Annotated in this window: 14 protein-coding genes; 9 read left to right on the top strand and 5 right to left on the bottom strand. The window is 32.1% G+C overall.

All coding sequences use genetic code 11. From position 1 onward, the window contains the following. The first annotated feature begins 556 nt into the window (after positions 1–556). Complete coding sequence (locus DG508_RS10670) at positions 557–847, top strand: hypothetical protein (protein ID WP_108868125.1); 291 nt, start codon at positions 557–559, stop codon at positions 845–847. Positions 848–1052: 205 nt separating this feature from the next. Here DG508_RS10670 and DG508_RS10665 read toward each other — a convergent pair whose 3' ends face one another. After that, entirely contained in the window at positions 1053–1973 is a 921-nt protein-coding gene (locus tag DG508_RS10665) for a LysR family transcriptional regulator (protein WP_108868124.1), read from the bottom strand. A gap of 244 nt (positions 1974–2217) precedes the next feature. Here DG508_RS10665 and DG508_RS10660 point away from each other — a divergent pair, with 244 nt between their 5' ends. The 6 genes from DG508_RS10660 (at position 2218) to DG508_RS10635 (ending at position 5599) form a co-directional block, all read left to right on the top strand. After that, complete coding sequence (locus tag DG508_RS10660; RefSeq protein ID WP_108868123.1) at positions 2218–2943, top strand: YARHG domain-containing protein; 726 nt, start codon at positions 2218–2220, stop codon at positions 2941–2943. Between the two features lie 126 nt (positions 2944–3069). Continuing rightward, the gene (locus tag DG508_RS10655) at positions 3070–3567 is read left to right on the top strand and encodes a DUF2867 domain-containing protein (RefSeq protein WP_108868122.1); all 498 of its coding nucleotides are present in this window, start codon (positions 3070–3072) and stop codon (positions 3565–3567) included. Positions 3568–3709: 142 nt separating this feature from the next. After that, complete coding sequence (locus tag DG508_RS10650) at positions 3710–3967, top strand: hypothetical protein (protein WP_108868121.1); 258 nt, start codon at positions 3710–3712, stop codon at positions 3965–3967. A gap of 85 nt (positions 3968–4052) precedes the next feature. Next, positions 4053–4454 (top strand): hypothetical protein, encoded by a 402-nt coding sequence (locus DG508_RS10645; protein ID WP_108868120.1) that lies wholly within the window; start codon positions 4053–4055, stop codon positions 4452–4454. A 14-nt stretch (positions 4455–4468) separates the two neighbouring features. Then, on the top strand, positions 4469–5185 hold the full coding sequence (locus DG508_RS10640; RefSeq protein ID WP_108868119.1) for a hypothetical protein: 717 nt from the start codon (positions 4469–4471) through the stop codon (positions 5183–5185). Positions 5186–5227: 42 nt separating this feature from the next. Beyond that, positions 5228–5599 carry a DUF1801 domain-containing protein gene (locus DG508_RS10635; protein WP_108868118.1) on the top strand — a complete coding sequence of 124 codons (372 nt, stop codon included), beginning with the start codon at positions 5228–5230 and terminating at the stop codon, positions 5597–5599. A 73-nt stretch (positions 5600–5672) separates the two neighbouring features. On the opposite strand, the gene DG508_RS10630 is transcribed toward DG508_RS10635, so the two are convergent. From DG508_RS10630 to DG508_RS10615, 4 genes are read right to left on the bottom strand one after another with little or no spacing between them, the layout of a single operon-like run. Next, entirely contained in the window at positions 5673–9164 is a 3492-nt protein-coding gene (locus DG508_RS10630; RefSeq protein ID WP_108868117.1) for an efflux RND transporter permease subunit, read from the bottom strand. 7 nt (positions 9165–9171) lie between these two features. After that, on the bottom strand, positions 9172–10338 hold the full coding sequence (locus DG508_RS10625) for an efflux RND transporter periplasmic adaptor subunit (protein ID WP_108868116.1): 1167 nt from the start codon (positions 10336–10338) through the stop codon (positions 9172–9174). A 7-nt stretch (positions 10339–10345) separates the two neighbouring features. Beyond that, positions 10346–11713 carry a TolC family protein gene (locus tag DG508_RS10620; RefSeq protein ID WP_108868115.1) on the bottom strand — a complete coding sequence of 456 codons (1368 nt, stop codon included), beginning with the start codon at positions 11711–11713 and terminating at the stop codon, positions 10346–10348. Beyond that, on the bottom strand, positions 11710–12315 hold the full coding sequence (locus DG508_RS10615; RefSeq protein WP_108868114.1) for a TetR/AcrR family transcriptional regulator: 606 nt from the start codon (positions 12313–12315) through the stop codon (positions 11710–11712). Before DG508_RS10615 ends, DG508_RS10620 begins: the two co-directional genes overlap by 4 nt. A gap of 196 nt (positions 12316–12511) precedes the next feature. Here DG508_RS10615 and DG508_RS10610 point away from each other — a divergent pair, with 196 nt between their 5' ends. Together DG508_RS10610 and DG508_RS10605 are read left to right on the top strand one after the other, a co-directional pair. Beyond that, entirely contained in the window at positions 12512–13486 is a 975-nt protein-coding gene (locus DG508_RS10610; protein WP_108868128.1) for a polyprenyl synthetase family protein, read from the top strand. Continuing rightward, a complete protein-coding gene (locus tag DG508_RS10605) occupies positions 13479–13841 on the top strand; it encodes a hypothetical protein (RefSeq protein WP_108868113.1) in 363 nt (120 codons plus the stop codon). The genes DG508_RS10610 and DG508_RS10605 overlap by 8 nt, the downstream gene beginning before the upstream one ends. The last annotated feature ends 7 nt before the right edge of the window (positions 13842–13848 follow it).

Raw genomic sequence — 13848 nt, 5'->3', positions numbered from 1 at the left:
TGTTAAATAAGCATCTTAAATTCAAGATTTAAGATACAAAAAAGGAGCGAAAACATTGTCGTTTTCACTCCTCGTATTTTAATCCTTTTAAAGGACTTTTTCAGTGCCCTCCAGAAATGTGACGTTTTTTTGTTTTTAAAAATAATAAGTTGGTGTAAAAAATGACCCTTCTATGCTTTTTAAATTGAAGATTGGCTCTTAAGGCAAGCATAAATGATATTATATAATACATAAAAAATATTTATGTATTATATAATAAATATAAATAAAAATATATCATTGATATGAATGATATTTGCTGTAGGAATATTCAAAATAATATAAAAAAATCGAATTAAAAGGTGAAATAAAAATGACAGGAATTCAAACAAAGAATAAGTGTTTTTTTAATAATAATTCTGTGATATTATAAAGCTAATAATAGCACTATTTCATAATAATGAGTTGTTATTTTTATTTCATTGAAGATGTTGTGTGGCTAATAATATAGGAACATTAAATAGTGAACGATATTAAATTGAATGTACAAACCTTATAGATTGTAAATTATAATTATATGACAATAACAGAAGCAATACATAAAGTAAAATTGGTAGATAGTATTTTTACTCCTTCTGAAGCTTCAGATTTGGTAAATGCCCTTATCAGAGAAAAAATAAATTTTCACAAGTTACATAGACTTTCTGTGCACGAAGGAGATTGTAGTAGTGATACTAGTTATGATGATGGTCGTATTGCTCAGTTATTAAAAGAAAAAGAAAATTTCGCACCTATTTTTAAAGAGGCTATGATAGCTGGAAAAGAAGTTAAAATAAGTGGCTCTTTAGAAATTACAATAATAAATTAACTTCTCCCTTTTTTTATGTACGTAATGGAGCTATACTTTTTGATTGGTTGAATAGTAATCCTTCGTAACTGTTTTTCATTTTGGGGGTTTTAATTTTTCATGTAACAATGATGATCAAACCCCCAAAATTCTTCAAAAATAAACTGTATTTGTAGATACACGATTTTAAGGTTAAAACGATAAAAAAATATACGGTTCTTTGTTTCTATGAATGTATTAACCGAAACTTTTCTTTTATAATTTCATCTTTTTTATCTTCAACATACTGTAAAAATGCTTTAGCTACTGGAGAAAATTGTTTGTTTTTTAACCAGATTAAATTCCATATAGATTTTAGAGGAAACCCTTTTACTGGGATAATTTGTAATCGCTTAGCTTCAAGGTCATTTCGAATGCCAATCAAAGGCATAATAGAATATCCTAAACCTGCAATCACAGCTTGCTTTACGGCTTCATTGGATGTAAGTTCCATTTTTTTTCTTACTGTAATATTGTTTTGCTCCAGGTATTTTTCCATTGTATGTCTCGTTCCTGATCCAGACTCTCTATAAATCAAAGGTAATTCTGAGAGGATGGATGTGTCATACATTTTTTTTTCAAATATCTCAGATGTATTTCCAACCAAATATAATTGGTTTTCCATTAGATTTGTTTTATGAATATGTAAATGTTTAGGTAATACAGAAACCAAGGAAAAATCAACAGAATTTTTCTCTAGGCTATTAATAACTATTTGTTTGTTGGTCACATCAAGAACCAAGTTTACTTCTTTATGTTGTTTCATAAAGTCAGACAAAAAATAGGGGATGATATATTTACCTGTTGATACTACAGAAATTTTTAGAACACCGGATAATTGACCTTGATACGCCATAGTTTTGTAACTTATTTGGTCGACTTCTTGTATGATTTTTTGAGCGGCTGTTGCAATTTCTTTTCCAAAATCAGTAATGTATAATTTTCTGCCGATTACTTCGGTAAGTGGTATTGGGAATTGATCTTGAAAATTTCTGAGCTGAATGGAAACAGCTGGTTGAGTTAGATGTAATTCTTCAGAAGCCTTGGTGATGCTTTCCTTTTTAACAATTTTTAAAAAAATTTGAAGTTGGTGTAAAGTATAATTCATAAACAAATATAGCGCTTATTGATTATATGTATAAACTATACTATATGGATGGAATCTGTTCGTTTTGATTCCTAGAAGTAAAATCATCAAGTTGAATGCACTTTAATTTTGAGGATAGTAGGGGGCATCTATAAATTTTTATAATGTTATATTATACTTTTTTAGAATCAATACAATAGAAATTATTAAATTCGAGGCAACCTGTATAAAAAGGTAAATCATTTGAATAAGAATATTATATACAATGAAAATAAGGTTAATAGTATTTTATCTCTATAGTGGGATGTGTTTTTGCCAGATAAGCGATACTATAAATAAAGCTTATGTTGCTGTGCAGAATTATGAGATTAATCCATCTACTATAAAAAAAGTAGTAAGACCCAAGATCTCTGACTATGTAGGGAGTTATCATTTTGGAGAATCAGAAGGGGAATCTGATTTAGAAATAATATATAGTAATGACAGGCTTTTTGCTCGTATAGAATATAGTGATTGGGAGAATGATACTTGGGTAGCAAAGTCTGTGAGGCAATCTATTGAATATTCTAATGGAGTGGTAAGTATTGATAAAGCTTTCTATGAATTGTATAAATGCACAGAAACCTCTTATTTAACGTTGAATCAAGGAGTAAAAGGATTAGGATCATCTTATGTTGAGGAAGAGGAAGGCAAGATATATCGTTATGTCCAATTTAACCCAAATACATCTATAATTGTTCCTAAAGGAAAATATCCCGAAGCAAGCTTTGTAAAATTGTCTGTTGATGATCTGGAACAGTATACGAAGTCTGACTTAAAAATTATCCGTAATGAAATATATGCCAGGAATGGATACGTTTTTAGAGAGGGCGGAACAATGAATAGATATTTCTTGAAGCAACAATGGTATAAAACCGTAGAAAAAAGAGAGGAAATTAATCTAAGCGAGATAGAGGAGTATAATGTAAATTTAATTCTAAAAATAGAATAAAATTAATAATGCAAAATATGAAGTATACTTCTCAAATATTCTTTTATTTATATAGTAGAGATCATTAGTTTTGGTAGCGCTATTATAAGTTAAAAAAAATAATTTACCACTCTTATTCATAATACAATGGCAATAAAGAAAGTTATAGAAGAACAACTCTATCAAACAGAAAAATCAAAGCAATTGTTTCCTAAGATTGATTTTGCAGACACTTTTTCTACTATTAATCATTGTAATACTATAGAAGAAATAACCAATTTAATTTTTAAGACAACCCCAAAATGGGTAGCATGGCTATTTGGTATTAGGAATAAGGTAGTTAAGTTTTTTGGGATAAACGAGAGTAAACCCGATGATTATAATGAGGATTTCAAGGTAGGAGGATATATTGGGTTTTTTAAAATTTTTTATCTCACAGATGATGAAATAATATTGGGAGCAGATGAATCTCATCTTAATTTTAGAGCGGTGATAAAAAACGATCATCTACAACAGTATAATGTCAAGGTAACTACCTTGGTAGAGTTTAACTCCCGCAAAGGCAAAATTTATATGGGAATCGTGAAACCATTCCATAGATTGGTGGTTAAGAGGATGGTAAGAAATGCATATGCTGTTTTGTGATTTTAAATGGAATACTGGTTTAATTTTGAAATAGTGATTAATGTGGGATAAATAAATTGATATAGGCATACAAATAAAAAAAATCATCAAACTCATAGTAACAGATCAGGCAAAAGAGCCATATACTATAAAGAGATCGTAAATGAGGGCAAAACCACAATCAAAAAAAATAAGAAAAGAAAACCTGCCATGGCAAAATGTAGCAGATAGTGAGTTAAATTCTTCAGAATGGTTTGGGGCAATCTTTAGGTATTTTTGGTATTTAGGAAAAAGAGAATTTAATTCATTTTATAACCAAGAAGAGCTTAAGAAAAATACAACAATTGGGTATCTGTTTAAAATCTCATTTGTTATTCTATGTATAGGGGTAGTTGTTTATTATACTGTGATTAAATTGTAAAAAAATATTTTGTATCACGGTATAAAGGGAGCCATGTGTGGTATATAACACCTTTCTTTGTATAGAAGAAAAGAAGATAATTATTATGAATATATTAGTGATTATAGTGTTTGCTCTCATGATGATATGGGGGATCATTTTTTTGAGATATCGTATGTCATATTCAAAATCTATTGTCTTTGAGTCAGAAGTTAAGTATGTGATGATTGAACTAGGGCAACAAGATTTTTATAGACATGCTTTTGAATCTTTAATGGGGAAAAAGAAAGTGTGGATCAAAGATGGTTTTATAGACATAGCGTACATATATGTTGATAGAAAAAATAATGATACTATATATCCAGAAAATCCATTCGAAATGAAACAAAAAAACTATACCATGCAATTACAATGTAAAATTAAGCCATTGGTTTTTGGGGGGTATAGTCCAGCTACTATTATTTCATGTCAGTCTATTAAAGGAGAGCCACTAATACGTAAATCTTAATATACATGCTGTATATGCGAACCAGTTTAATTCTTATAATAACAATATTCATAGTTTCATGTAAGGTAAGAAAGGAACGTGATTTAGAGGATACAGTGATTGAGCAGGAATCAAATTTGATAATAACAAACCAAGAAAAGGAAATAACGACTAAGAGTACCTGGGGGGAGAAGCAGAATTCATTAAAAAAAGTACTCCTTAATTCTAAACCAAACGAAGCCTTGAAATTGAGTATGCTTCAAGAGTTTTATATAAAAGGAGTTGTCGATGAGCGTAACGGAATGTATGAGTTTACTCTCAATTATGATTTGCATGATTTTGATTGCGGAGCTCCCGATTGTTATTTCACAAATATTACATTCAGAATTCCTGCAACAAACCCTGTGTCATTTCCTTCTGAGATTAACTTTAAACTGATAGAAGATGGATGTGTTGATAAGAAAATTTCAAAAACAGGAACTTTTGAACTTGTCGAGCAAACACCTGAATTTGTTAATTATTATTCAAAAAATGAGCAAAGTAATTTGTTGCTATTAGGAATAGACAAAAATAAGGAGTATACCTATTATTTTACAGAGGTAGATTCTGGTGCGACAAAAAAAATGTTGATAGATGAGCTGTTGGATAATTATAATCAAGAAGATTCTACAACTATTGCTCCATATCGAATTACTACTATGAGAACTAGAGAGTACGGGATGTTTTTAGAGGAAAAGAGTAAAGCCCATTAGACACAAGAAGTAGACTTTTATGGTCGCAAAACATTTAAATCGATGAAACAAGAACAACTAGATACTTATTATTTAAACAAAGAAGAACCTAATAAAAGTTGTTTACTTGCTTTGCGAGATATTATACTTGCACAAGATGACAATATTACTGAAACCCGAAAATATGGAATGCCTTGCTTTTGTTATAAACAAAAGATGTGTTGTTATTTATGGACAGATAAAAAAACGAATGAACCTTATGTTCTAATGGTAGAAGGAAAACATCTTGATCACCCAAAACTGGAAGCAGGAAACCGCTCCCGAATGAAAATTTTCAGAATCAATCCAAATGAAGATATTCCTATTGGTGAGATTTCTTTATTGCTAAAGATGGCTTTAGATTTGTATAGAAAAGGAATTATTAAAGTAAAATAGAGAAATGAAAGAAGTCATTTAAAACTAGTTTTAAATGACTTCTTTCATAATTAATAAGATTAAACCGTTACTACTAAGCAGTAGTTGTAGTAGGGATTTCAGCAACGTTCTTTTTGCTAAATCTAACCTTTATGCGGTTTACAATAAAGAATAGGCAAGGCACGATAATTAATGTAAGGAATGTTGCGATAATCAATCCATAAATTACTGCCCATGCTAGTGGCCCCCAGAAAATTACATTATCTCCTCCTAGGTATATCTTTGGATCAAAATTAGAGAATAATGAAAAGAAATCAATGTTAAAACCTATTGCTAGTGGTATTAACCCTAATACTGTGGTAATAGCAGTTAGTAATACAGGTCTCAAACGAGCCTTACCACCTTTGATAATGATTTTCATTACTTCATCATTAGGTAGTAGACTTTTCTCTGGGATATTGAGTTCTACTTTTTTACGATCTATAAGAAGTTGTGTGTAATCCAGTAAGACAACCCCATTATTTACAACAATTCCCGCTAAAGAAATAATACCCATCATCGTCATCATAATAACAAAAGATGCTCCAGTCACTAATATTCCTCCAAAAACACCAATAAAACTCAAGAAAATAGCAATCATAATGATAGTTGGTTTTGAAACAGAACTGAATTGGAAAATTAGAATCAACATAATAAGCCCTAATCCAGAGAAAAATGCGCCCATTAAAAATGCCATCTGTTTATTTTGTTCTTCTATCTGACCCGTGTAATCGATCTTAACCCCTCTAGGTAGTTTTATAAAATTACTCATTTCAGATTGTATCTGTGACACGATAGCTCCAGCATCTGAATATCCTGGCTGTAATCCAGAATAAACAGTAACCACTCTCTTTGCGTCCTTATGCTTGATAGCACTAAAAGAGGAAGTGTTTTTCTTAGAAGCAACAGTAGATACGGGGATCTCTTTTAGTTGACCTCTAGTGTTTCTAAATGTAATGTTTTGATCAAACAGCGCACTTGTATTATACCTGTTGTCTTTATTAAAACGAACATAGATATCATAATCTTCTCCGTCTTTTTTGTAGACTCCTGCTTTTTCTCCAAATATAGATCTACGTAGTTGATTTCCTACTTGACCAGCAGCGACTCCTAATCCACCTGCTTTTTCACGATCAACCACTACTTGCATAGCAGGTTTTCCTTTATTAACATCGATTTTTAGTTCCTCGATACCAGGAATATTCTTCTCATTAATAAAGTTACGCATTTTCTCTGCAATATTGATCAACTCGTCATAATCCGGTCCTTCTATTTCAATATTGATAGGGTATCCTACAGGTGGTCCTACAGGGTCTTTTTCTACAGAAATAGCAACACCTGGGTAGATTCCTTTTAGTGATTCTTGTACTTTTTGACGTAATACCTCAGAGTCTTTTCCTTTACGATACTTGTATTCTCTCATAGTAGCTGTAATTTTACCTTTATGAGGCATTTCAGCATTACTCCCTCCATCAGTTTGAGGGTTTCCTGCACCTGCTCCTACTTGAGAAACTGCAGACTCTACAAGGAAATTATGATTTGCTCCCTCTATATATTCAGTATCGTTGACTACAGCATAAACACGTTGTTCTATCTCTTTGGTTATTGTATTGGTTTTTTGAATATCAGTTCCTTGAGGATATTCGATGTATACAACAATCTGATTAGGTTTGTTATCAGGAAAAAATTCAATTTTGGTACGCTGACTACCTATAGAGGCTCCAAACATTGCGAATACAACAAATAGTAGAATAAAGGTTCCTATAACAAATCCATATGCTCTCCAACCTTTTAGCGCTGAAGTTAAGAAGCGTTGATATTGGTTCTCTAGCCATGCCAAAATTCTTGTTTGAAAGAAAATTGCTGCTTTTTTGAGCCCGTATTTATACCCCCAAAACATGATTGCAGTAAAAATCATAAGACTTCCAAGACCGCTTACTGCTCCTCCAAAAATTAATATGAAAAGACCAAGACCTCCTAGGATAATACTAAGTCGGATTAATTGTTTTACGGTCAGAGTTTTTTCGCCAATTTCCATAAACCTAGAAACTAGCATAGAGTTGATGAAAATGGCAACAAATAATGAGGATCCTAATACTACGGATAATGTGATTGGGAAATAGATCATGAATTGCCCCATAACTCCAGGCCACATACCCAAAGGAATAAATGCAGCTACGGTTGTAGCGGTAGAAATAATGATAGGATATGCAATTTCACCGATTCCTTTTTTTGCAGCTTCAATTCTAGACATACCTTCTTCCTCCATTAATCGGTATACGTTTTCAACTACTACAATGCCATTATCTACCAACATTCCTAACCCCATAATCAAGGCAAAGAGGATCATCGTATTCATGGTGTATCCTAGAGCTGATAAAATCATAAAAGACATAAACATTGACATTGGTATAGCAAACCCAACAAACAATGCATTTCTAAACCCTAAAAAGAACATCAAAACACCAACAACCAGAATAATACCAAAAATAATATTGTTTACCAGATCATTTACTTGGTTATTAGTCTTTTCTGACTGATCATTGGCTACAGTGATATCTAAATCTTGTGGAAAAATATCCTTTTGAGCGTCTTCAAGAATTTCTTTTATCTTTTCTACTGCCTCAATCATATTTTTTCCAGAACGTTTCATGACGTCTATCATAACTACACTATGACCAAACTCTCTGGCATAGGTGGTTTTATCTTCATCTTTAAAACTAATCTTAGCAATATCTCTTAGGTATACTACCCCATCTATATTTTTTACTACAAAATCATTTAGTTGAGAAGGGGTGTCAATTTCCCCCAAAATCCTGATGGTACGTCGCTGCCCACTAGTAATCATATTTCCAGCAGACATCGTCATATTACCATTACGAATGGTATTAATCACATCATCAAAGCTCACTTTGGCTGCCATCATCTTATAAATGTCTACAGCTACTTCAACTTCTTTTTCTTGAGCCCCTCTGATTTCTGCTTTTTTAATCTCAGGGAGATCTTCGATTTTATCTTCTAGATATTCGGCAAACTCTTTGAGTTTTTCAACAGGATAATCACCTGCTATATTGATGTTCATGATCGGTGTCTCTTCAGAAATACTTAAATCAAAAACATTAGGTTCTACTTTGGCTCCATTAAAAGTAGGCCAATCTTCATTTGCTTTTTCAGAATCTACTTCGTCTTTTACCTTTTGTTTGGCAGCAGGAACCGAGATTTCTTCATCAAACTCAATTGTCAAAATTCCATAATCTTCTTGAGAAGTAGAAAGAACTTCGACTACATTACTTATATTTTTTAATTTATCCTCAAGTGGATCAACAATAAGACGTTCAATATCTTCTGCTGTATTCCCAGGATAGGGGACACTGATATAAATTTTGGTTTCGTTGATCTCTGGAAAATTTTCTCTTGGCATAGAAAAATATGCAGAGAGTCCTAGTACCAAGAATATGCCGATCATTACATAGATCGTAGTTGGGTTGTCTATAGCCCAGGACGATAGCTTAAATTCTTTATCTACCTTTTTTTTGTTGACTTCCATAGGTGTACTAGTTTAAAATTTTAACTTCCTGACCATCTTTTACACTTCTAGCTCCTTCACTAATAATTGCATCACCACTAGAAATCCCTTCGATAACTTCGATAAGGTCTCCTTGTATTTTTCCTGTTTTTATGATCACTTTTTTGGCTTCAGCAATATTCTGATCATTCTTACTAGAGGTAACATAGGTGTATTGATCTCCTTCTGCGTTTTCAGAAATAATACTTTGTGGTATTAGTATTGCTTTCTCATTGGTGTAATCATTTATTTTTACTTTGGCAGTTAGGTTTGGTTTCACGGTTCCTCCTTCAGATGGAATACCTACTTCAACCATAAAAGAACGATTGTTTGGGTTGATGTAATTTCCTACTTGTCTAATTTTGGTACTGATTGTTTTTCCTAGTATAGGAAAAAACACTTCTACATTTTTACCAACGGTAACATTAGGGATGTAGCGTTCAGGGACTTCTGTTTCTATATACATATCATCTAGGTTAATGATGCGTATGATAGATGATTGTCCTGGGGACACAACAGTTCCTTGTTCTGTAATAATATCATCAATTACTCCCGAGAAAGGTGCATTGATAGTTGTTTTTGCTAATTGACGTTTAATTTGATTCACAGCATTTTGCTGTGCTTCAAAATTTGTTTTGGCTTCTAGGAATTGAATTTCTGAACCAATTTTTTGATCCCAAAGTCTTTTTTGGCGATCAAAAGTAGTTTTTGCTAATTGTGCCTGTACTTGGATTTGTGATAATTGCTGGCTCAATCCACCATCATCAATTCTAGCCAATAATTGACCTTTGGATACTTTTTGCCCTTTTTTGACATAAACGCGAGTAAGAATTCCTCCCATTTCAGGGTAAAGTACAATGTTCTTCTTGGTTTCTACATTACCCTGCAATTCCAGATAGTGATTGAATATTGTGTCTTTTGCAGTAATAGTAGTTACCAAAGGAACTTTTTTTACTGAGCCTAAAGAGGCTATCGCTTCATCCAATTGTTTTAACTGGTTGGTAATAGTTTGTTGTTCAGCCATTACCTCGGTTCTCTTAGTACGCAATGCCTGTAGATTACCTTCTTCTATAATTTTATCAATAGACTTCGAATTATTGTTTCCACATGAAATGATAAGAAGTGATATAGGTAAAATAATGAATATCTTTTTCATAATATGGTTAATTATTATTATTTGGTGTGTTTAAAATCGTCTCTAAATCAGCTTTTTTATTAATGATCGTTAGCATTGCATTAAGTACTTCATTTTGTGATGTATATAACTGTAATTGTGCTTGCCTTAATTCGAAACTACTGGCAAGACCTTCAGAATACTTAATTTGATTCTTCTTTTCGATACGTTCGGCAAGAGTTAGGTTTTGTTTTGCAGTGTCATAGCTTTCTATAGAGAATTTATAATCATTAATAGCATTATTGTATTGCAAATTAATCTGTTGTTGTGCTTTTAATAAATCTGTAATAGATTGTTCGCTAGCTATTTTTGCTTGTTGTGATTTGGCACTTCTTTTTAATGAGCTAAAAATTGGAATTTTTAAGCTTGCTCCCAAAATAGAAGATTGAAACCATCTAGTCTCACTATCAAGAAAAACAAAATCATTATTATAGGCCGCAGTTCCATAATTTACAAAGGCAGACAAAGAAGGGAGTGCTTTACTTCTTTCTAGTTTTAATTCTAATCGTCTTTGTTCGGTAAGAAGATGTGCTAGTCGATAATCGATATTGTTTTCTATATTAAATGGTTTTGTGATCACAGATTGATCCGTGTTTTTTATAGCAAGACTATTAAGGTCATCAGAGAGAACTATCTCTGAATTTACATCTACACCTATAGTCAGATTAAACATTTGCATAGCAGTTTTTTCTAAACGTTCTGCATTGTTAAGCTGATTGGTAATTTGTAGTAGAGTGATCTGAATTTGCTCTAAATCTTCTTCTTCGGCCATACCGTTTTCAAAGATTTTTTTGGTTTCATTGTAGTTTTTATCTAAAGTAGCTACATTGTTTCTCAGTATTTTTACACTTTCTTGAGCAATCAAAACGCTACCGTAGGCATTAATTACACCCTTACGAACTTCAAGTTGTGTTTTTTCTTCTACATCATTAGTGTATTGTAAAAAACTTTTTGCTGCTTCTAGACCTACTAGATATGACCCATCAAAAATAAGTTGTGTCAAGGTTGCAGTGGCAGATGCTTGTTGTTTGGTCCCAAAAACAACGGGAACAAAGGTGCCTGGTTCTCCACCAGTAATTTCTGCTGGTAATAATGATACGGGTTGTTTTAATTGGTTTTGATAATCAATAGAGGCATTAAGTTGTGGTAGACCATCTGCCGTTGTTTCCCATTTTTTCTTTAAAGCTTTTGCAACATCTCGTCTTGCATTGATAGATTGATAGCTATGTTCTAATGCGAATTCTATCGCCTCATCCAGTGTAAAGGAATATGAAGAATTTGCTGGTGGTTGCTGCTGGGCTAACACAGTGGTTGCATATAGCCAGCCTAGACAAATTAACCAAAGGTTGTTTCTCATACTTGGTTCTCTTTTATTAGATTGTTTAAAATTGTACGTCCTTTTTCTGTGGTGATACCTAGAATGTGATATTCTAAGTAATCATCCATAAGTTTTGTAACAGGAAACATTTGATCAGGAAACATTTCCTTGTCTTTGATGCCGTTAGTTCCTATAAAGTATATTCTTGATATAAATTCGACATCGATATTATCTCTAAAAACACCTTTTTCAATTCCTCTATTCAAATTATCGACAACAGATTTTTGCATCACATCAAATTGTTTTGACTTAAGTACTTTGTAAATCTTTGGATAATATTTTTGAAGTTGATATTGTGGTGCTGCCTTTTCGTTTTTTAAGTAATTCATCACAAAAGCCTTGATTGCATATAGTTCTTCTATAGGGTCAAAACCCTCTTCTATAATAGTGTCAATCCCATTACAAACAAGGTTGAAAAGTAGGTCAATAGTGGCTTCTACTAATTTTGTTTTGTTTTGAAAATGTGTGTATATTGTTTTTTTAGAAATCCCCATTTCTGAGGCAAGATCATCCATGGTAACACTCTTAAAACCTAGTGTCAAAAACATGTCAGTAGCTTTTTCTATTATTTTCTCCTTCATTGTTGGATGGACTTATTTTTGTCAAATGTACGTAACGGAAACTTTTAAAACAATAAAAGTTTCCTAAGTTTTGCATTTTTTTAACATTTTATATGATTCTTGTCATTTTTTATTGCTAAAAATATTTTTAAATAATGAGAGTTAAAACACGCTATTGTTTTTAAAAAGATTCAGTTATTTTAGCAAAAAAAATACTGTGCATACAATTTCTGATTATCAGCGTTTTTTTCTAGAGTATCTCTCTAAAAAAACGATTACCAAAGAGCCCAAAAATCTTTATGAGCCAATATCGTATATTCTTAACCTAGGAGGAAAACGGTTACGTCCAATTTTGGTATTGATGGCTTCTGAAATATTTAATGGGTCCTATGAAAAGGCATTGGATGCTGCTTTGGCAATAGAGGTTTTTCATAATTTTTCGTTAATACATGATGATATCATGGATGATGCTCCTTTGCGAAGAGGTAAAGAAACAGTGCATGAGAAATGGGATTTGAATACAGGGATACTTTCTGGTGATGCTATGTTGATTAATGCATATCAATTATTTGAAAGTTATGAAGGAGATACGTTTAGAGAATTAGCAAAGCTGTTTACAAAGACTGCAATAGAAGTGTGTGAAGGGCAGCAATATGATATTGATTTTGAAACGAGAGATGATGTGAGTATCGATGAGTATATTAAAATGATAGAATATAAAACTGCTGTTTTGGTAGGGGCTGCTATGAGAATGGGAGCTATAGTTGCCAATGCTTCAGAGAAGTGTAGTGCTTCTATCTATGACTTTGGACGATTGTTGGGGTTAGCATTTCAGCTTCAGGATGATTATCTGGATGCTTTTGGAGACCCAAATACTTTTGGTAAACAAGTAGGAGGGGATATTATAGAGAATAAAAAAACTATTCTATATTTGAAAGCACTGGAGTTTGCTAGTGAAGATGAGCGAAAACAATTAAAAGGATTGTTTTCTCTTACTCCAGAAGATCCAACTCAAAAAATACATACTGTAAAATATCTTTTTGAAACCACAGGAGCAAAAGATCAAACTAGATTAGAAATAGAGGAATATACAAATAAGGCATTTGCCGTTTTGGATAAACTATCTATTTCAGATGATAAAAAGGCAGTGCTAAAACTGTTTGGAGAACAATTAATGAATAGAAATGTCTGAAAAATATGATCTTACAGTTGTGAATCAATGGATAGATGAGATTTCAGAATCTGATCTGTATCCTAATTTTTTGATACAACTACAAAAAGATTTGGGTCGTGCAGGTATTGATTATTGTATTAAGAGTAAAGCGCCAAGGGATTTGTTTTCAGAAATAGCCCATGTGCTTCTAGATAAATTGCAAAATGCATTTAATGAATATTTAAATTTATTATATGCGGTAGATGTTTCTGAAGCCAAAGTAAGAGCTATTGATTCTGAAAACTCTGAAGATATTGCAGAACATGTTACTTACCTTATATTGCAAAGAGAATGGCAAAAAGTATGGTTTAGAAATAAACAATCAAAAAAATAAAGTAAAA

This window comes from Aquimarina aquimarini (assembly GCF_900299535.1).
Classification (GTDB): domain Bacteria; phylum Bacteroidota; class Bacteroidia; order Flavobacteriales; family Flavobacteriaceae; genus Aquimarina; species Aquimarina aquimarini.
The sequence above is the reverse complement of the archived record's forward strand: the minus strand, read 5'-3'. Positions and strand labels throughout refer to the sequence as shown.